Genomic DNA, 20232 nt, shown 5'->3' on the forward strand with positions numbered 1-20232 from the left:
ATGGCCAACCCAATCACGACAGAAATCGCAACGGTCCAATCCGATCCGTTTGTTCCGGGCTTCCAGACGATCCTGCAGCCGACTGATGATGTCCTCGTCTCGCGTGGCGGCACGGCGGGCTACAAGGCCTATGATGAGATCCGGCGCGATCCGCATGCTTTCGCCATCTTGCAGAAGCGAAAGCTGGAAGTCGCCAGCAGGGAGTTTAAGGTCTTCGAGGCATCGAGCCGTCGCATCGACAAGCGGATCGCCAGTGAGGTCGAGGCGTGGTTGAAGGCCATCAACTTCGATCGCCTGACGAAGGGGCTGCTAGGCGCGGTCCTGAAGGGCTTTGCTGTCGGCGAAATCATGTGGGTCAATGCTGACGGCATCTGGAAGCCCGGAGCGATCCTGGTGAAGAAACAGCGACGCTTCCGCTTCGATGTGGACAGCAACCTCCGTATCCTCACCCGATCCTCGCCGCTTGACGGTATCGAAGCGCCCGATCGGAAATTCATCGTTCATCGACATTCGATCGATGATGATGACGACGATCCCTATGGCGTCGGCGTCGGGTCGGTTCTCTTTTGGCCTGCTTGGTTCAAGCGCCAGGTGCTGGCAAACTGGCTCCAGGCCACCCGCAAACACGCAGCGCCGACCACGCTCGGTCAGTATCAGGGTGCCTTCGACCAGAAGAAGCAGGACGAGCTGGCATCGGTCTTTGCGAAAGCGCAGGGCTCGGACAGTCTGATATTTCCAGACAATGTCACGATCGAGCTTCTGGAAGCCAAAAACCAGGGGGATCAGTTCGATACTCTGTCCCGCTATCTCGACGAGTTGATGAGCGAAGCCGTCCTGGGCGAGACACTCAGCACCAACTCAGGCGAGCGTGGCGCACGCTCTCTTGGCGAGATCCACAACGAAGTCCGCATTGCGATCGCCAAGGCCGACGCCGATCTGGTTTGCCAGACAGTGCGCGATTCAGCGATCCGTTGGTACGTCGACGTCAACTATCCCGGCGAGGCGGTGCCGGACGTCTGGCGCGACTTCTCCGAGGCTGAGGATCTGAACGACAAAGCCGATCGGGATACCAAGATCTTTGCCATGGGCTACAAGCCGGTATCCGTCGACTACATCAACGATACGTATGGTGGTGATTGGATCGAGAAGCCGCAGCCTGTTGCGCCTGGCGCTGTTGATCCCAACGCGACCGATCAGCCGCAAACCGTGTTTGGCAACGTTGCCTTTGCTGATCCGGCGCGGCCGGAAACGCAGGCGGAAAAAGCCGTCACGGACCTGACCGACCAACTTGCAAATTTCGGCCGGCCGGCGATCGACGCCATGATCGCCGACATCGAGGCCGCTTTCAACGAGGCAACATCCTACGATGACCTTGCCGAACGGCTCGCACGACTGTCGGGCGACATGTCGATCGACGATCTCGCACGGTTGATGGCACAGGGCACGATCGCGGCTGATCTGGAAGGACAGGCCTCGTCGAATGGCTGATCAATTCCCATTCCAGGAGGCGATCGACTTCCTGCGCAATAAGGTCAACCTTCCGACCAGGCGCTGGGATGACGTTCTGCGTCAGGGACAGGTGCGCGGCTTCACCGTGGCCGGCATCGCCCGTGACGACATGCTATCGGATTTCATGGCGGCGCTGCTGGCGGCGCGAACCGCTGGAACCGGCTTTAGTGAGTTTCGAAAGAGCTTTGACGAGATCGTCGATCGCACTGGCTGGAAGTTCAACGCCAAGGGCGGTACCAACGAGGAGCGCCGCGACTGGCGTGCCAGGATCATCTATACGACGAACATGCGCACCTCCTATATGGCAGGGCGCTGGAAGCAGCTCACCGATCCGGACGTTCTGAAATACCGGCCATACCTCCAGTACGTCCATTCTAATGCCCTGCATCCGCGCTTGCTTCACCTCCATTGGAATGGCCTGGTGCTTGCCGCGACTGATCCGGCCTGGCGGTACATGTATCCGCCGAACGGCTGGGGCTGTGGCTGCGACGTCAAAGCCCTGTCCGAACGGGATTTAAAGCGGCTTGGAAAGTCTGGTCCTGATGAGGCTCCGGACCTGACGCCATATGAGAGCGTGGATCCTCGCACCGGTTTTCCGGAAATGCGCTATCCGGGCATCGATCGCGGCTGGGATTACAACGTCGGCGAGGAATGGCTTTCCGGTATCGTGCCGCCCGAGCTGCGCACGCCGCTGCCGGCCGTCGCCGACACCCAGCCCGAAAACCTGCCCGCCATGCCGGAAGCGACGGAAACGAACTGGGAAGAATTGTTGCCACCGGAAGCCAAGCCCGAGGATGGTGCGGCAGCCTTCCTGTCAATGTTCGGCCTGCAGGGCAACGAGGGTGGTTACTATCGTGATGCCTCGGGTGGCATCGTGCCGATCGGCAAGTCGTTGTTCCGGCCGGACGTGACGCCAGGGAATGACGACACCAATCCAGCCTATGGGAAGTATGCACGCGTCCTGGCGGATGCGATCCGCAAGCCCGACGAGATCTGGCTGGATTGGGGCATGGTCAAATCTGGCATTGTCCTGCGCCGGTCTTATCTCAAACGCGTGCTGCTGCCTGATGGGACAAGCACCTTTCTGCGTTTCGAATGGACCAAGCTCGGCTGGACGGCGGTGGCCGAACCAACGTCGGCTGGAGCCGCCGATCGTTATCGCCGTGGCGCGCTGCTCTATCGGAGGAAAGCCGCATGACCGCCGCGACGTTGACGATCGACGACCACGAAATCATTGACGCCCTGGACCGCCTCCTGGCGGCGGCCGGCACCCTGACGCCCGTTTACAAAAACATCGGTGAATATGAAGCCGAGGCCACCAAGGAACGGTTTCGCACCGGGCGAGATCCCGAGGGCAACGCCTGGAAGGATCTCAACGAGCTTTATGCGAAGACCAAGAAGGGACCATCGATCCTAGTCGGTCAGACGCGAGACCTTTCCAGTATCATCTGGCAGCTGGCATCGAGCGGGGTCGAGATCGGCTCGAACGTGGTCTATGCTCGCGCTCACAACGAGGGCGCGACGATCGTTCCGAAGAATGCCGCCGCTCTGATGTTCTCGATGGGTGGGCAGACGTTCATGGTGAAAAGCGTTGCGATCCCCCGGCGTCAATTCCTGGGCTTCAGTAGCGAGGACCAGGTCCGCATCCAGGAGATCATCGAAGATCACTTCCTGGACGCAATCGAGAATACGGCAGGGCCGAAATAACGGCCCTAGAAACGCGTTCGGAGGCTTCGGACGGGAGATTGCCGCAGCGAGCACCCAAAACGCCGCCCACGGGCTTTGAAACTACTTTGAATTCGAAGCCTTGCCCGTAAGAACGACTGTGATATGAGTTTGACGCTCCCCTAGACCCAAATCGACGGCACCCGAAAGCCCTTTCGGCTGTTTCGCATTTCTGCCCTGGGCCAATCTGCCCGGCATGAAACCGATCGATATTTTCCGCTCTGGCAATCACACCGATAGCCAAGGTCGGGCGTTTTCCTTTACGGACGCCGATCTTGAAGCCATCGCCAAACAATATGATCCGGCGCTGCATGAAGCGCCGATCGTCGTCGGTCATCCGAAGCAGGATGCGCCGGCCTATGGCTGGATCAAGTCCGTCTCTTTCCAGGACGGTCACCTTGTTGCCGAGCCGCAGAACATCGAGCCGCAGTTTGCCGAGCTGGTGAAAGGTCGCCGGTTCAGCAAGGTGTCGTCGAGCTTCTATCCGCCCAATCACCCGAACAACCCGACGCCGGGCAAATACTACCTGAAGCACGTCGGCTTTCTCGGCGCGACGCCGCCTGCGGTGAAGGGGCTGAAGTCGATCGAGTTTTCCGAGGACGCGGACGTCGTCCAGTTCGACGATGCTGCAGTCATTCGTTCGGCATGGGTGTTCGACACGATCGCCGGCCTGTTCCGCACGTTCCGTGAATCGATCATTGCCGACAAGGGCATTGAAGCGGCCGACGCCGTCATTCCGGACTGGAAGATCAACACAATCACCGAAGCCGCCCAGCAGATCCGCGATCCGGTGCCTGCCGGGCCTTTCACCACCTACACAGAAAAAGAGGATCCTATGGACGCTGCCCAAATTGCCGCGCTGGAAGCCCGCGAGCGCAAGCTTGCCGAAGATCAAGCAAGCTTTGCGGAAAAGGTCCGCAAGGACGAAGAGACCGCACGCGCTTCCCGTGCTGCCGACGACGCAGTGTTCGTCAACGGCATTGTTTCGGCCGGCCGTCTGCCGATCGGCCTGCAGCCGCTCGCCACCGCGATCTTCGCCGACCTCGACGATGGCGTCCTTTCGTTCTCGGAAGACGGCGAAGAGAAGTCGCTGTCCGCTCGCGAAGGTTTCCGGCAGCTGCTGGGTAAACTGCCGCTCCCGGTCTCGACCGGCGAAGTCGCTGCCGGTGACGGTCCCGACTTTTCCGATTCGACCCACGTCAGGGACGCGATCAACACGGAAATCGAAGCGGCCCGTAAACGCGGCGAGACCATCTCGCCCGCCATGGCCGCCATGCGCCTCACCAAACGCTAAGGCCAGAAAGGGTCCAGCATGAGCAAAGTCATCAAGAGTTTCGTGGCGGCCGTCGCTATTGGTCATCAGCTGCTGGTCAAGGCTGGCGCGTCTGATGGGCAGGCGGCGCTCGCCACGGCCAGCACCGACGCCATCATCGGCGTTAGCGATTGCCCTGGCGGCGCTGCGATCGGCGATCGCATCGACATTGTGCTGTTCGGCGAAACCGAAGTGCAGGTCGGCGGCACGATCCCGTTTGGCACGTTCTTCACGGCCGGTGCTGGCGGCAAGGCGGTCCCTGCCGCCCCCGCAGCCGGCGTCAACGCGCGTACGGGTGGCATTTCCACCATCGGCGCTGTCTCGGGCGATATCGCCCGCGTCTTCGTAAGCCCCGGTCAGATCCAGGGCTAACCACCCCTAAAACCTTAAGGAGCATTCAATGAGCGGCACGCCGTTCCCAGTCGATCCGGTGTTGACCGGCATCATCAACGCCTACAAGAACAACGTGCTGATTGCCGATCAGGTGTCGCCACGTCTGACGCCGAACCTGACCAAAAGCCTCTTTAAGTGGTGGTACTTCAATTTCGGTCAGTTCATTACGATCGCCGACACAAAGGTCGGCCGTAAGTCGGCTCCGAACGAAGTCGAATTCCTGGGCGACGAAAAGGAAGCGTCCACGCTGGATTATGGCCTGGACGATGTCATCCCGATCGACGACATCAATCAGGCTCCTCCCGGCTACGATCCGCGTGCCTTCTCCGCACAGAAGCTGATCGACATGGTGTTGCTCGATCGCGAAGTTCGTGTCGCCAAGATGGCGTTCGACGATACACTTTACCCAGCCAGCAACAAGGAAGTCCTGGCCGGCACGGACAAGTGGTCCAACGACGCCAGCAATCCGATCCGACTGATCGCGGACGCGGCTGACAGCATGGTCATTCGACCGAACAATATGGTGCTGGGTCGGATCGAATGGACCGGCCTGCGGACCAATAAGGCTGTTCTCCAGTCGCTGAGTATCTCCGGCACCGACAAGGGCATGGCAACCAAACAGGCCGTAGCAGACCTGCTGGAGCTGGATGACATCATCATCGGCGAAGGTTGGATCAACACTGCCAAAAAGGGGCAAGCCGTCAACATGCAGCGCGCCTGGAGCACGGATGCATTGCTGTTCTTCAAGGCTCCGTTGGCCACCTCGATCGACGCGACGCCGACGTACTCCTGGACGGCGCAATACGGCGAACGCGTGGCCGGCTCGATCGATGAACCGAAGACCGGTCTTCGTGGCTCCGTCCGCGTCCGCTCCGGCGAAAGCGTCAAGGAAGTGATGGCCGCTCCGGAGCTTGGTTTCCTGTTCGAAAACGTCCTCTGACGTCTCGACCTGAATACGGGGTGGGAGTGCCGCGAGGAGAGATCCGAAGCCCAGGCTGGCGGGCCGCCAGCCTAAACAGCGGCAATCAACCATGGACCTTTGAGAAGGAACGAACATGCCTCCCAAGAATGGCAACAATGCCGGTGATGCCGGCGCTGAGACGGAACAGGTCACACTTTACCCCGTAACGCTCGCAAAGCCCGCGCGGATCAACGGTGTCAAAGCCAAGGCTGGCGAGACCGTCGAGGTCGATGCAATGGTCGGCAAGCAGCTTCATGACGCGGATGCGCTCGACCTGGAAGAAACCGAGAAGCTCAACACCTTTTCCGTTGGCAGCGGGAACCAGGCCTGACCATGACCGAGAAACTGTCGGCTGCCGAGTACATTCGCAAGTCTGAGGAAGTGCAACTCCTCATCGCCGAGAACAGAGTTGCCGAGGAACAGGTCCTCGACACGTTGAACGCGCTCGGCAGCCGATCGGATATCGACAAGCGCTGGCTTTCGATTGCCAGGACGGACATCGAGCGCGGCTTCATGGCGCTCAATCGTGCGCTCGCCGAACCCCTGATGAACATGCTTTCCGAGGTCGAGCTATGACCGCTTATGCAATATTGTCCGATCTGCTCGAACGCGCGGGCGAGGACGAAATCCTTCAGATCGCCGACCGTGATCGCGACGGCGTTGCAGATCCGGACGTCATCGACAAAGCCATTGCGACCGCTGGCACTGAAATCGACGGCTACATCGGCACTCGGTATCAGTTGCCGCTTCCAGCCGTTCCCGGCCTCGTCAACACCTGGGCCGTGTCGATCGCGCGCTACCACCTCCATCTCAATGGCGCTCCGGACCATGTGGTCCGTGACTGGAAAGCAGCCATGGATGCTCTGAAGGACGTGGCGGCTGGGAGGATCAATTTGCCGTTTGACGACGCCAGCCAGCAGCCGAGCGACGGCGCAGGCCGCGTCATGTTGGTGCGGCCGAACTTCAACTATGAGGGCTACCTGTGATCACTGCCGCCATAGCGCGCCTGAAGGCCGAGACAACACTGACTGATGTCCTGGCGGCGGAAGATCTTGAGGCTCTGTCCAGCGGCGTCATGCCGAGGAACCGCACCGCCTACGTGTTGCCTTTCCGCGAGAATGCCGAGCCAAGCCCGTACTCGACCGGCACGTTTCGTCAATCCGTCGAGGTCTACTTCCTGGTGGCGTTTTTCATCCGCCGCTACGACGACCCGCGAGGGGACGGCCGTGTGACCGAGTTTGAAGCAACTCGCGATGAAATCGAGGGCGCGTTGGCCGGCTGGCAATGGGACGAGCAGGAGGAGTTGGTGGCGCTTGTCGCCACACAGGCCAGCGCCTCGCTTGGAAAAGGCACAAGCGTCTTCGTCTCAACCTGGAAAACAACCCGAACCGTGGAGAGCAAGTAATGCACCCTCAGCAAGGCGGCTCATATCGCCGCGAAACAGACCAGAGCCTGACCCGCGTCGCCTTCACGGCCGATGCGACAGGCAGGCCGGACGATCTCGGAAAGGTCGAGCCGGCAGCTGAACCAGCCGCCGATCTGCCCGCCACCAACGAAACCGCTTCCGACACCGATGGTGCGAGCAAAAAGGGAAAGGCCTGATCCATGGGCACGAGTAAATCTGCGAAGAAGAAGGCGATCCTCTTCGGTACGGAGGTGACTGAAGGTTTAGCCGCAGCCCTGACCGGCGCTCTCAATGCGATGCAGGTCACGAACTTTCGGCCCGAGCCCTTTCTCGGCCAGGACGTGGACCGTGGCCTGCTGCTCCCGTATTTCGGTCACTTCGGAACGATCTTCACCGCCAACTATGGTCGGGTCAGTTTCGAGGTTGAGATCGCCGGAGCAGGTGCTGCCGGCACCGCGCCTGCCTACGGGCCGCTCCTTCGCGCATGCGCCATGGCCGAAACCATTGCGGCGGCCACAGACGTCAAATACAATCCGATCTCCGACGCGATGGAGTCGGCGACGATCTTTTACTTCATGGACAGCATCAAGCACGCCCTGGTCGGCGCGCGCGGAACGTTCACGCTGTCCTTCCAGCCGGCGCAGATTGCGCGCTTCGTGTTCACGTTCCAGGGACTGATCCTGACCGCAACCGACACGCCCAATCCGACCGTGGATCTCACGAAATTCATCAAGCCCGTTCCGGTTTCGAAGGCGAACACGACCTTCTCGCTGCACGGCTACGCTGGGGCCTGCGAAGCCTTTTCGTTCGACCTGGGCGGCGACGTCCAGCCGCGCCTGTTGATCAATGACGAGTCGATCAAGTTCGTCGATCGCAGGATGGTCGGAAACGCTACGATGGACGCTGTCGCTCTTGCGACCGTGAACTGGGATCAGATTGCCAAGTCTCACACCGATGGCGTCATGGCCGCCGTCCACGGCAAGACCGCTGGCAACATCGTCCAGTTCGATGCGCCGACCGTGCAGATCGGGCGCTACGCTTACGACGAGAGCCAGAACATCATCACCAATACGTTGCCCATGATGGTCAAGCCGACCTTGGGCAACGACGAATTCGTCATCACCGTCAAATAAGTTTCAAAGGGCCTTTAGAGCATGTTTAAACTCATCGAAAACCTGACGGCCTGGTGGCCGGTAAAAGTCCTCGAACCGGACAACGACAATCCCGGATCGCTGAAGGAAGAGACCTTCGAAGTCGAGTTCGTCATCCGAAGCCGCGAAGAAACCAAGGCGCATGACAAACAGCGCACCGAACTTTTGAAGCAGCTCCCCGTCGCTGACGACTATCGGAAGGATCAAGCCGGCGCGACAGCCAAGGCGGAAAAGATCGGCGCTAAGGTAGAAGCCCACGATCGGAAGATGGATCACCTGGTCATCAAGAACTGGCGTGGTGTCTTCGATGCGAAGGAGAACCCGGTTCCGTTCTCCGCCGCCGCTCTGGATATGGCCTTGAACCACGAGCGTATCCGCGTCGGCATCAATCGCGCCTATGATGAAGCAGTCTCGAACGACAAGGCGCGCGTGGGAAACTCGAACGCCTAGCCAGGAGCTGGGCTGCCCACAGGACGGGCCGGAGCGATCGCAGCCGGCCCGCCACGATTTCCGAGACGGTAAGGCTGGAGTTCGCCGAGTTCGGCGTGCAGATCCCAGCGAAAGAAGTCGAAGAGGAATTTGATCCCGTCGCGGAGTGCAATTGGAATAGCCTGATGGCCTTCCTGTCTTGCGATACGCAGTGGCGCGTTAGCGGTGTCGGGATGGCGGGACTGGTCTGGGTCGGTCTCGATTATACGGCCTGCGATGTTGCGTTTCGCAGGGGTGGTTTCTCAGACGAGCTTTGGAATGACGTGCGAGTGATGGAGGAAGCGGCCCTGCCAATCCTCAACAGTGGAGACGATTGATGGCCGGTTCGCCCCTTAGACTTGCTGCGGTCGTCACGCTCGACACAAGCAAAGTGCCGGCGGCCGTCCAGTCCACCAAGCAATCCTTCGGTGAAATAGGGACAGCAGCGCAAACCAGTGCCGCCCAGGTGCAGAAGCTAGTCGATGCGCAGCTTCGCATCGCGCAGCCGACCATCAACACCAGCTCGCGTGCCGCCGATATCGCAGCTTACGGTCAGGCGCTCGATCGTCTGACCGCAAAGTACGAGCCGCTATATGCCGCTCAGAAAAAGCTTGAGGCGGCAATCGCGGATATCAACCAGGCGCAGAGCGTTGGTGCGATTTCGTCATCCCGTGCCATCGAACTTCGACTTCAGGAGACCAACAGCTACAACGCCCTGGCGTCCTCGATCGCAGGCGCGGCTGCCGCAAGGAAGGCGTTCGCCCAGGCAGCCGTCGATCGCGTCACAGCCACGCCTGATCGTGGTGCGGACATCGCGGCCTACGGCGCGAAACTGGATAGTCTGCAGGCTAGCGTAGATCGGCTGTTCGCAGCTCAGCAAAAATACAAATCCGCGATCGAGCAGATCAATGAGGCGCAACGCACCGGCGCGATCTCCGCTTCGCAGGCGATCGATTTTCGTCTTCGTGAGAAGAGCGCCTATGACGCACTGACATCGTCGATCAACAATGCTGCCATAGCCCGCAAGGCCTTTGCGCAATCGGCAGTCGACCGCGTCACCACGACGCCCAATCGCGAGGCCGATATCGCCGCATATGGCCAGCAGCTCGACCAGCTCCGCGCGGAGTTCAACCCGCGTTACGCGGTCATTTCCGGCTACCAGTCCGATGTTGCAAGGTTGCGCGAAGCACAAAGTGTCGGAGCCATCTCGCCGGAAGAAATGACCACGGAACTGCAGCGACGCCGCCGCGCCGCACTCGGTTCGATCGATCAGATCAAAGGAAGATCGCCGGACAGCGGGCCTGCCGCACAGTTTCGCAGACAGAACCTTACCTATCAGGCCTTTGACGTTGGTCAGGGGATAGCCGGTGGTATGCCCCTCAGCATGGTCGCAGTACAGCAGGGTCCGCAGATCCTGCAGCTCTATGCCAGCCAGGGTGGCGTCAACGCGGCGCTGAGGGATTTTAGCTCGCTTGCTGCCGGGGTCGGTCGTTTCATCACGCCAGTGACCTCGACGATTGGCGGCTTGACGGCGGCACTCGCGGTCGGCGCGAAGGCGTGGGGCGACTATCTCGCCTCGACAAAGGAAGTCGAGACGGCTGCAGCCGGCCTTGGTCGCGCCGTCGCCGGCACACAGGCCAGCATGGAAGCATCCGCTAGTGCCGGCGCATCTGCTGCCGGGATCTCCGTTACATCGGCGCGGTCGATGGAAGCCGGGTTTCTACGCACGGGCAAGATCGGAAGCGAGAACTTCGAAAAGTTGATCGCGATCAGCAAGGATTTTGCCGTCACCATCGGGACAGACACCGACGCGGCCGGTCAAGCCCTCGCCGAAATGTTTTCCGATCCGGAGAAAGCGGCCCAGGCGCTCTATCAGCAGTATGGTCTGATCGACGCCGCCACGGCGCGGCAGGCCACCAACCTTGCGCGCTCAAACCGTCAGACCGAAGCACAGGCTGTCTTGCTCGACGCTTTGCCAGGGAAGCTTGCCAAAGCGAGTGAGTCGACGACGGCACTCGGCCGGGCATGGGATGGCGTTGCCACCGCAGCCAGCAATGCTTGGGACTGGATGGGGCGCGCCACCAATAAAGCCTTGTCCGAACCGTCATTGGAGGATCAGCGGGCGATGGCGCAGGTGCGCCTTTCGAACGTTCAAGGTGGCGGCGTGAGCGGTTGGCTCGGCTCTTTGTTTGGTGGTGACAAAGCAGCGCAGGCAAATGTCGATAACCTGGACGCTCAGATCAATAAGCGTGACGCGGATGCTGCCGAAAGGCAGAAGCAGGCAAATGATATCAGGCTAAGTGTGGCCGCGACCAGCCTGTCCAGTGCCTCGCCCGCAAACGCCGACGCCTTGCGGATTGAATCGCTGCGCAACAACATTGCAGCCATGAATGCCGGCAAGGATGCCACCAACGATCTGACCCTGCGGCAGCAGATTACGACGGCGATCGATGCTCAAAGCCGCGTCATGGATGCCTTGATCAACAAGCAGGCCAGGGCGATCGAGCTGGACCGCCTGGACATCCAGATCCAGAACGAACGCAATCCGATTACTCGTGCCGACCTCGAAGCTCGCCGCACGCGATTGCAGCTTTCTGACCAGGAGATCAACAGCCGCGATCTGGAAAACCAAGCGGCGAACGCTCGCAACAAGATCATTCTTGAGACCATCTCGACAGCCCAGACTCAGACGTCTGACATGCGCACTGAGATCGGCATTCGATCCAGTTTGACGGCTCAGGTCGCAGCCGGCACGCTGACGGCCGATCAGGCGAACACACAGTTGCAAACCGAGCTTGCATTGCGTCCGCTGATCCTCGCCGCCGCCACGGCCGAAGCCGGAAAGCGTCAGGAGCTGCTGGATACGGTCACCAAATTGCGAGTCGCCTATGATGCCACCGCCGAGGCGCAGCGTAACGCGAACGCCGCTTCCTATGTGAGCGACCAGCAGCGCAATATCGATCGCATGCGGTTTCAGACGTCGATCGCCGGCCGGGGCACGAACGATCAGTCGATGCTTCTGGCACAATATGATGCTGAGGTTAAGATCCGCGAGCTTGGCGCAAGCACCGACCTGGCCGCCAAGATCCGCGCCAATGCGACCGAAACAGAAAAATGGAACCAGCAGCTTGCCCGCACGACCGATGCCTGGAACACGATTCGGCGGGCTGAAGAGGATGCGATCGATAGTGCTGTCGACAAGCTCAGCTCGGGCGATTTCAAGGGTGCCCTCGACAGCATCGCCGACGACGCCAAGAAAACTCTGCTGCAAGTCGGTGTCGCCAATCCGCTGAAAAACGCCCTGACAGGCTCGAACTATGGCACATTCGGTGATGTCGGCGGCGTGAGCGGTGTCTTTAAGCAGATGTTCGGTGGCGATAAGTCGGTGGCGTCCATGGCGGTCACGGCAGGTACCGTCATGATCAACGGAGGCGTGACTGGCGGCGCTGGGGCACTCCTGCCGCAAGCTGCGAACAACAATGCCTTGGGTCTCGTTTCCAGCAACCCGCTTGGGGCTGTCGGGAGCGCATTGAGCTTCGGCGGCAACTACAAGGGCACAAACGTCGATCCGCGCTTGACCGACATTCTGAACACGACCGCGTTACGCATGCCTGGATACAGCGCCCAGGCGATCTCCGGCTATCGCGCTGGCGATCCTCGCTTCCATGGCCAGGGTCTCGCCACCGATATCCAGTTGACCGATCTTGCCAGCGGTAAGCAGCTCGGCAACTATCAGGACGCCGGGAGCTTTGGCACTTACGAGCGCTTCGCGCAGATGGCTCGCCAGGTGCAGATGCAGAAGTATCCCGAGCTGGCGGATCAGTTCCGCTGGGGCGGTTACTTCAGCGGCGGCAAAGGCACATACGGTGCCATGGACGCGATGCATTTCGACCTAGGCGGCAACAAGGTCGGTATGGGCGGCGGTTCGTGGGCAAACGGCCTGAATTCCTCCCAGGCCTCCCTATGGCCCGGCATCCAATCGTCTGGCAACCAGGCGGCGCAAGCGCTCACTAAGCTGGCTGCAGGCTCGCAGGGCGCGACACAGAACCTGGGCGTTTTCGGCAATGGCCTTGGACAGTTTGGCCAGAACCTCGGCTCGGCATTCAACGGTGCTGGGGCGACTGCGGGTGGCGGCGGCTTGTTCGGTTCGCTGACAAGCGGCACGTCGAATTTCTTCACGTCGCTATTTGGGGGCAGCGTCTCCGATCCGTCCAGCGCCTTCTGGCGGCCCAACACCACTTATTCTTCGTTCCTGACAAAGGGCTTCGATGGCGGCGGCTACACAGGCTATGGCGGTCGGCTTGAGCCCGCTGGCGTCGCTCATAAAGGCGAGGTCATCTGGAACCAGGATGATGTTCGACGTGTGGGTGGCCCCGCAGTGGCTGAAGCGATACGCCTCGGCTATCGCGGTTACGATCGCGGCGGCGTGGTTAGCGGCGGTCAGACGGTCGTCAATGCATCAAATGGCGGCCGAGAAGGTAAGATCGAGATCCACAACTACTCGAACGCGAATGTTCAGGCCGAGCAGACCACCGATGAGAAGGGCGCTCGACAGACAAAGTTCGTCATTTCAGACACGGTCGGCGATGCTCTCAACGCGAAGGGTGGCGGGGCGGCAAAGACCCTCAACCGGACCTTCGGCGTGAAGCGCAGAGGCATCGCGCGCTGACCAGGCGCTAGCGAACCGCCTCGAAAAGGTGTAAGGCTCTTCCACCTCCACACACCTTCGACAAAGCACCCGAAAGCCCTTTCGGCTGTCTTGCCATGCCTTGCTCGGGCCATCATCGAGCCAATCAAGCCGGGGCCTCTCCCGGCCTTTCTGTGGTTGGCTATGATGCTTCGTGATGTGCATTCGGGTGGATTTTTCGCCTCGGTCTGGAACGACCGGGAGGGCGATCGATGACCATTCCATCCTGGCCTGCCGATCTTCCGCGTCCGGAGCGGGACACGTGGGGGAAGTCTCCGCAAGACAGCCGCGTGAAAAGAAATACCGAGGTCGGCACTCCCGGTTACCGCTCGCGCTATTCATCTGTCGCCGATCACGTCAATTTGTCTATCCTGATTTCCAGAGACGGCAAGGCGATCTTCGACAGGTTCTACCAGATCGACACCGCCAGAGGCTCGAAACCATTCTATATGCCCGATCCGACTACGGACGGCTGGTTGTTGCTTGGCGCTGATGGTGAGGCACTGCTCACGGAAACCGGCGCACCCATCCTGCTGGCGGGCATATGGCTTTGCATGTTCGGCGACAATGTGCCGGCAGAGGCCGTTGTCGGGTTGGAGTTCCGCATGTCATTCTCGGTTTGGGTGATGCCATGAGGCGCGTCTCTCTCAATGCGCGCCGGGCGCAGGACGATCAGAACACCAGCGAAATCTATGTCGCGCTGGTGCGCATCGAGCATTCATCGCTGGATAATCCTGTATTGCTGTCGACCGATCCGACCGAAAGGCTCCAGGACGAACCGCTGATGTACGGCACCCGATCCACATGGATGGGCGTCAACCCCGTCACCGATCCGTTTCTCTTCGTGCTCGCCTCGACCGTCCTGCCGTCCGACATCGATGACGCGCCGGCCGAGGCAAACATTGTCCTGGAGAACGTCGACAACGATATCGCCAAGCTTCTCCGGTCGTTCACGGATCTCGCGACGGTCAGCATCGCCGTGGTGCTTGCCAGCTCGCCAAACCTTATCGAGGCGGAGTTCAGAAACCTAAAGCTGATGACGGCACAGATCGACGCGGGCGAAGTCACCCTCACAATCAGCCGGGAGAGCATCGAGGACGAGAAGCTTCCATCCGGCCGCATGACGAAGAACAGGTTTCCGGGGCTGCACCGATGAAGCACTGGACAACGGATTTCGTCGGTGTGCCCTACGTCGAATTTGGTCGCGGTCGGCGCGGCGTCGACTGCTGGGGCCTTGCCAAGCTGGTGTATGCCGAAACCCTCGGTATCGAGCTGCCGAGCTACATCGAGCGATATACGTCACAGGAAGAGCGCCGCGAACTGGATGCATTGATCAGCTCGGCAGCCGGTAGCGAGACATGGGCGAGCACAGTCCACGCGGCAACCTTTGACATCGTTGTCTTCCGGCGCGGCGACATGGAAGCGCATGTCGGCATTGTTGTTTCGCCCGGCTTGATGCTGCACACCTCGGCTGACGATCACTCACGCGTCGAGCATTACAACTCCGGCCGCTGGGCGCATCGCCTGACGGGCATTTATCGACATTTCGAAGTGGCTTCGAGGGGCGTTCAATGATCCCTTCGAAGACCACCATTCCCGTTCTTACCGCTCCATTCTTCGATCCCGGTAGCGCCCGGGTGGATCTGGATCTGCCTACAGGTTTGAGCATCGCGCAGATCGTTGCTCTAGCATTGCCACACGCGAGCGAGCCGGATCTTGCGCATGCGCGCATCGTGCTCGTCTCCGATCGCGGCAGCGTCGTCGTCGATCGGCAGCATTGGAAGCGCGTCTATCCACATGCCGGCGTGCGCGTCGTCATCCGGATCGTGCCCTCGAACGGCGCACTCAGGTCCATCCTATCCGTGGTCGTCTCGATCGCGGCAATTGCTCTCGGTCAGGTCTGGGCAGTGCCGCTGTCTCAAACGCTCGGCATCAGCACCCAGCTAGCAGCCGGCCTGATCGGTCTCGGCGTCACTGTCCTTGGTAATTTGCTGATCAACGCTCTCATACCGCCTGTCTCAACCGACGACGACAAGAAGACGAGCTATCAGATCAGCGGGTGGCGCAATAAGCTCGATCCTGACGGCGTGGTGCCTCTTATCATGGGAAAGGTGCGCTATGCGCCACCCTTCGCCGCTACCTCTCACACCGAGATCGTCGGCGATCTTCAGTATATTCGCGCGCTTTTCTACTTCGGCTACGGGCCGCTGAGCTTCTCAGATTTTCGGATCGGAGAAACATCGTTTTCCGACTACGACGAGATCCAGACCGAGATACGCGAAGGCCTGCCGACCGACGCCCCACTTACCCTCTATCCGACACAGATCTACGAGGAGAGCGTCGGAACGGAGCTGGTCCGGCCGGAGCATCGTGACGACGAAGGCAATGAGATCGACGGCCCTGGCATCGAGACGCCGATCATCAGAACCACGGGTGCGGATGCATCCGGTGCCTCGATCATCTTTGGCTTTCCGGCCGGCCTCGGCAAGGTCGACGACAAGGGCAAGCAGCGGTCAGTGACCGTCTCGATGCGCATTCGCCAGCGTCCGGCCGGAACCGACGCCTGGACCGAGGTTGTAACACTCGATTTCACGGCCAAGAAGTTCGAGGGCTTTTACCGCCAGTACACTTGGAACTTCGCCACGCGCGGCCGGTACGACATCGAAGTCACCCGCATGACGGACGAGTTCACCAACCAGTCGACGCAAGGGCGTACGACCTGGGTGGCGCTTCAGACGCTCCGGCCGGAGTATCCGCTGAACTTCACGTCTCCGCTTGCCCTTGTCGCCGTGCGTGTCAAGGCGACCTATCAGCTGAACGGTGCGCTCGACAATTTCAACGCTCTGGCAAGCCGGCGATGCCTGGACTGGGATAGCGGCTCTCAGACATGGATCCAGCGAGAAACCAGCAATCCGGCCTCGCTCTATCGCCATGTTCTTCAGTCCGCCGCCAATCCGAAGCCATCGACCGACGATGAACTCAATCTCGCGCTGCTGCAGGATTGGCACGAGTTCTGCACCGCCAAGGGGCTGAAGTACGACAAGGCCATGGACGACGACGGAACGCTAGGCGACCGGCTGAAGGAAATCGCAGCGGCCGGCCGCGCCACCAGGTGGCATGACGGCATTCGCTATGGCGTCGTCATCGACAGACCGCAGGATCTTGTCGTCGACCATATCAATCCTCGGGTCAGCTGGAATTTCCAGTCCACCCGAACCTACTTCGAAGCACCGCACGGCTTCCGTGTTCAGTTCCTGGACGCAACAAACGACTACAAGCAGGCTGAACGCCTGGTACCGTGGCCGGGCTATTCCGGCGATATCCTGTTGACCGAGCAGCTGGAGCTGCCCGGCAAGACCGATCCGGCCGAGATCTGGCGCGAGGCGCGTCGCAAGATGTATGAGGCGATCTACCGACCCGACGTCTATACGGCCACGGTCGATGGACCGATCCGCGTTGCGACACGCGGCGATCTTGTCATGGGCAGCTTCGACGTCCTCGACCGAACCCAGCTCGCAACGCGTATCAAATCGGTGGATGGCAAGCTCGTTGTGTTGGAGGACGCTGTGACGATGATCGCGGGTCGGGATTATGCGATGCGCTTCCGCGTATTCGCCGATGAAACCGACACTGTCGGCACGAGTCTGGTCCGGCGCGTCAGGACCTACGCCGGGACGCATACGCTTTTGACCCTCTCAGGTGACGGCGTATCACCAGGTGTAGGCGATTTGCTGCATTTCGGGGAAGCGCTGACCGAGAGCATGCCATTGATCGTTACCCGCGTCGAAGCGGCCCAGGACATGTCCAGCATCTTCACGATGATCGATGCGAGCCCGATCATCGACGAGTTGACCGACGCCGAAGTGCCGCCGCCCTGGTCCGGCCGCGTCGGCGACGATATCGGCAACGATACGGGCTTGCCGCCCGCACCCGTGTTCGCGTCGATCGAGACTGGCCTTTCCGGCACCGACACCGAAGGCGGTCTAATCGTCAATTTGAGGCCTGGTACCGGCACAGTCCCGAGCGTCACGTTCCGTGTACAGCATCGGCTCGCCGGCGCGACGATATGGCAGACGGTCGACTTTCCGGCATCGAATGGCGGCTGCTCGATCACCGGCTATACGACAGGCCAGCCGGTGCAGATACGCGCGGCGGCTCTGAATGCAGCGGCGCAAGTCGGACCATTTACGATCGTCGTCAACGTCACGATCGGCTCCCAGGACGCCGCCGTTCCGCAGGCGCTCGACAGCGGCGCGGTGACCGTTGGTGCACTGCTCGGCGGCGCGACGGTCATGTTCTCCACTGGCGTAGACACGGCGACGATGCAGGTTCAGATCTACCGATCCTTGACGTCGAGCGTCAGTCGCTCGACGGATGCAGTCGGCGCTCCAATCTCCGTGCAACCTTCTCGCGGCTATAGCGCGGCGGTGGGCGATACCACTCGTTCGAACAAGGTCACAAACGGTGGCTTCGATGCGGATAGCGCCTGGACGAAAGGAACGGGCTGGGCGATCGCCAGCGGGGTCGCCAGCCATGTGGCCGGATCGGCGGCGTCCTTATCTCAGGCGCAGGCAGTGACCGAAGGCGTTTACTACCGTTTTGCCTTCACCCTCTCGGGCGTCACCGCCGGATCGCTGACACCGCAGTTCACAGGCGGCACCACGAACGCAGGAACAGCGCGCACTGCGAACGGCAACTTCTCTGATCGTGTCCAGGCCATCAGCGGCAACGACACACTGGCCTTTGCCGGCACATCGGCCTTCGTCGGCTCGATCGACGACATCGTCCTCTTTGAGGAGACGTCGACCTGCCTGGCTGCCGGCATTCACTACTTCTGGCTCGAACCTCAAAACACGGATGGCGTTCCGGGTCCGATGGCGGGGCCGTTCACCGTGACCATCCGATAGGAGTTTCTATGGTTTCCCAGCTTCCAGGTATCAGAACCCCGAATTTACCGTCGGTCCCTCGTCCAGTGTCGATCATTACGCAGAACGCGAGCGTGACAGGCCAGACAACGGTCGACGAAATGGCGACGACGCTTGCTTCGGTAGGCGCACTCGCCGATCTCATTTCCACGCTGCTGCAGATGACTGGGGCTGTTGTGGCAAAGGCGAGCTTGGCGGAACTAGCTGCGGTTGCCGGGTCATATCATAACGGCGACATTGGCTTGGTCCTCCTCGACGTGGATGAAACCAAGCGTGGCGTCTACAAGCTCCAGGCCGGTGCATGGGTCAAGATCGACGATCTTCCAGCCGATATCGCCCGCGCCGCCGTGGAAGCGGCGGAGGCATTTCGCGATGATGCAGAGGTTCAGAAAATCGCGGCAGAGGCATTTCGCGATGGTGCAGAGGTTCAAAAAATCGCGGCGGAGGCTGCCAGGGACATCGCCGCTGGTTATGCTTCGGACGCCGTTTCTCAGGGAAATGTGCCGATCTTCGCCACCCTCGACGGTCTCTCCGCGATCCATGTTCCGATCGGCATCAATGCCATCCGCCTAAACGGCGAAGCCGCGGCGGGAGATGGCCATGATGGCCTATTCCTCGCATCGGACACCGAGCCGGCCGCTGATCGGAAAGGACAGGACGCGAACGGGAAATGGTGGGGCCTTGCCCCTGCAGGCAGAAGCGTCGGTGATATTTTGCGCTATGAAAACCTCGCTGACATTCCGACGATTTATCTCGACAGCAAGATCATCTTCCATAAGGCAAACCCGACCACGCTTGATGGCTGGGACGTTCGCGTCTTCCGAGACACCAGCGCCGTTGTTGGTGGAACGCCTGGAATTACCAATTCTGCCCTCATGGTCGATAGCACCGCAGGTGCTTCAACGACATCGATCGAATGGGCTTTCCTCGCTATCATGAACAATCATTCCGCCGCCGGCGAGAATGTTGCAGGATATTTCCAGGCGACTAAGTATGGCCAAGGCCAGACTTGGTCCGCAGTGTTTGAGACCAGAGAAGACCCATCAGCGACCTATGGGGCGCTCGTTTCGGTTGAAATAGACATATCGGCCAATGGGCCTGATCCAAACAACGTTCGCATAGGATTGGACCTGATCGGCGCTCGGTTTAACGATAACCTGGCGGTACCCGACATCTATGCCGGCCTGCGCATCACCGCCGCATGGAATGGCACCGGGGCAGGCGTTGAGAGCGCAAGATTTATGCGGCCGCTGCTGATCGACGCCAATTGGACCGATACCGCAATCTTTGCCTACAAGCGAGAGGACCTGAGTGCCACGGCACCCGCCAAGGTGTCGTTGCTCGACATGTACGTGCCAGACGGCGCGAACGTGAACAGGATGCTGACGAGGTTCAGCAAGACTGCTAACGGAGCCGGCTGGACAACCACATCACTGTATTTCGATCGTCTTGTAGATGGAGCGACCCTGGTTGGACGGCTCGGCATGAACGGGGATCGCAGCATAGAGCTGAACACCGGCCTCACGAAAGCCTACCTCAAGCACCAAGGCGGCTTTGTCGTCCCCGTCTATTCGGTCAACCCAACGCTGGGCAGTGAGGGCGAGGTCATCTGTGTCTCGAATACCGGAGCGAGCGTTTTCCAGCTCAGGGCATACATCAACGGCATTTGGCGCAATTTCGCGCCATCGTAAGGAGA

At 60.4% G+C, this 20232-nt stretch carries 20 protein-coding genes; all 20 read left to right on the forward strand.

Annotated features, from left to right (window positions below):
* Positions 1-1488: a DUF935 domain-containing protein gene (locus GA0061101_RS07595; RefSeq protein ID WP_092573393.1), complete on the forward strand. Its 1488-nt coding sequence runs from the start codon at positions 1-3 to the stop codon at positions 1486-1488.
* On the forward strand, positions 1481-2707 hold the full coding sequence (locus tag GA0061101_RS07600; protein WP_092573394.1) for a PBECR2 nuclease fold domain-containing protein: 1227 nt from the start codon (positions 1481-1483) through the stop codon (positions 2705-2707). Before GA0061101_RS07595 ends, GA0061101_RS07600 begins: the two co-directional genes overlap by 8 nt.
* A complete protein-coding gene (locus tag GA0061101_RS07605; RefSeq protein ID WP_092573395.1) occupies positions 2704-3216 on the forward strand; it encodes a phage virion morphogenesis protein in 513 nt (170 codons plus the stop codon). The genes GA0061101_RS07600 and GA0061101_RS07605 overlap by 4 nt, the downstream gene beginning before the upstream one ends.
* 214 nt (positions 3217-3430) lie before the next feature.
* Positions 3431-4528 (forward strand): hypothetical protein, encoded by a 1098-nt coding sequence (locus tag GA0061101_RS07610; RefSeq protein WP_092573396.1) that lies wholly within the window; start codon positions 3431-3433, stop codon positions 4526-4528.
* An 18-nt stretch (positions 4529-4546) separates the two neighbouring features.
* Positions 4547-4918 carry a hypothetical protein gene (locus GA0061101_RS07615; RefSeq protein WP_092573397.1) on the forward strand — a complete coding sequence of 124 codons (372 nt, stop codon included), beginning with the start codon at positions 4547-4549 and terminating at the stop codon, positions 4916-4918.
* A 28-nt stretch (positions 4919-4946) separates the two neighbouring features.
* The gene (locus tag GA0061101_RS07620) at positions 4947-5879 is read left to right on the forward strand and encodes a capsid protein (protein ID WP_092573398.1); all 933 of its coding nucleotides are present in this window, start codon (positions 4947-4949) and stop codon (positions 5877-5879) included.
* A 115-nt stretch (positions 5880-5994) separates the two neighbouring features.
* The gene (locus GA0061101_RS07625) at positions 5995-6231 is read left to right on the forward strand and encodes a DUF7210 family protein (RefSeq protein ID WP_092573399.1); all 237 of its coding nucleotides are present in this window, start codon (positions 5995-5997) and stop codon (positions 6229-6231) included.
* A gap of 2 nt (positions 6232-6233) precedes the next feature.
* The gene (locus tag GA0061101_RS07630; protein ID WP_092573400.1) at positions 6234-6476 is read left to right on the forward strand and encodes an Acb2/Tad1 domain-containing protein; all 243 of its coding nucleotides are present in this window, start codon (positions 6234-6236) and stop codon (positions 6474-6476) included.
* Positions 6473-6886, forward strand: a complete 414-nt coding sequence (locus GA0061101_RS07635) for a gp436 family protein (RefSeq protein WP_092573401.1) — start codon at positions 6473-6475, stop codon at positions 6884-6886. Before GA0061101_RS07630 ends, GA0061101_RS07635 begins: the two co-directional genes overlap by 4 nt.
* Positions 6883-7305: a phage tail terminator protein gene (locus GA0061101_RS07640; RefSeq protein WP_092573402.1), complete on the forward strand. Its 423-nt coding sequence runs from the start codon at positions 6883-6885 to the stop codon at positions 7303-7305. The genes GA0061101_RS07635 and GA0061101_RS07640 overlap by 4 nt, the downstream gene beginning before the upstream one ends.
* Positions 7305-7502: a hypothetical protein gene (locus GA0061101_RS07645; RefSeq protein WP_092573403.1), complete on the forward strand. Its 198-nt coding sequence runs from the start codon at positions 7305-7307 to the stop codon at positions 7500-7502. The genes GA0061101_RS07640 and GA0061101_RS07645 overlap by 1 nt, the downstream gene beginning before the upstream one ends.
* A 3-nt stretch (positions 7503-7505) precedes the next feature.
* A complete protein-coding gene (locus tag GA0061101_RS07650) occupies positions 7506-8438 on the forward strand; it encodes a phage tail tube protein (RefSeq protein ID WP_092573404.1) in 933 nt (310 codons plus the stop codon).
* Positions 8439-8459: 21 nt separating this feature from the next.
* Positions 8460-8906 (forward strand): hypothetical protein, encoded by a 447-nt coding sequence (locus GA0061101_RS39315; RefSeq protein WP_092573405.1) that lies wholly within the window; start codon positions 8460-8462, stop codon positions 8904-8906.
* 95 nt (positions 8907-9001) lie between these two features.
* Complete coding sequence (locus tag GA0061101_RS07660; RefSeq protein ID WP_280951427.1) at positions 9002-9262, forward strand: DUF1799 domain-containing protein; 261 nt, start codon at positions 9002-9004, stop codon at positions 9260-9262.
* Entirely contained in the window at positions 9262-13593 is a 4332-nt protein-coding gene (locus GA0061101_RS07665) for a phage tail length tape measure family protein (RefSeq protein ID WP_092573407.1), read from the forward strand. The genes GA0061101_RS07660 and GA0061101_RS07665 overlap by 1 nt, the downstream gene beginning before the upstream one ends.
* Positions 13594-13823: 230 nt before the next feature.
* A complete protein-coding gene (locus GA0061101_RS07670; RefSeq protein ID WP_092573408.1) occupies positions 13824-14246 on the forward strand; it encodes a hypothetical protein in 423 nt (140 codons plus the stop codon).
* The gene (locus GA0061101_RS07675) at positions 14243-14767 is read left to right on the forward strand and encodes a hypothetical protein (RefSeq protein WP_092573409.1); all 525 of its coding nucleotides are present in this window, start codon (positions 14243-14245) and stop codon (positions 14765-14767) included. Before GA0061101_RS07670 ends, GA0061101_RS07675 begins: the two co-directional genes overlap by 4 nt.
* On the forward strand, positions 14764-15186 hold the full coding sequence (locus GA0061101_RS07680) for a C40 family peptidase (RefSeq protein ID WP_092573410.1): 423 nt from the start codon (positions 14764-14766) through the stop codon (positions 15184-15186). Before GA0061101_RS07675 ends, GA0061101_RS07680 begins: the two co-directional genes overlap by 4 nt.
* Positions 15183-18518 carry a TipJ family phage tail tip protein gene (gpJ, locus tag GA0061101_RS07685; protein ID WP_208864997.1) on the forward strand — a complete coding sequence of 1112 codons (3336 nt, stop codon included), beginning with the start codon at positions 15183-15185 and terminating at the stop codon, positions 18516-18518. Before GA0061101_RS07680 ends, gpJ begins: the two co-directional genes overlap by 4 nt.
* A 92-nt stretch (positions 18519-18610) precedes the next feature.
* Positions 18611-20227: a hypothetical protein gene (locus GA0061101_RS07690; RefSeq protein ID WP_141694051.1), complete on the forward strand. Its 1617-nt coding sequence runs from the start codon at positions 18611-18613 to the stop codon at positions 20225-20227.
* Positions 20228-20232 lie beyond the last annotated feature (5 nt).

It is taken from the genome of Martinezella lusitana, from assembly GCF_900094565.1.
Lineage (GTDB): Bacteria > Pseudomonadota > Alphaproteobacteria > Rhizobiales > Rhizobiaceae > Rhizobium > Rhizobium lusitanum.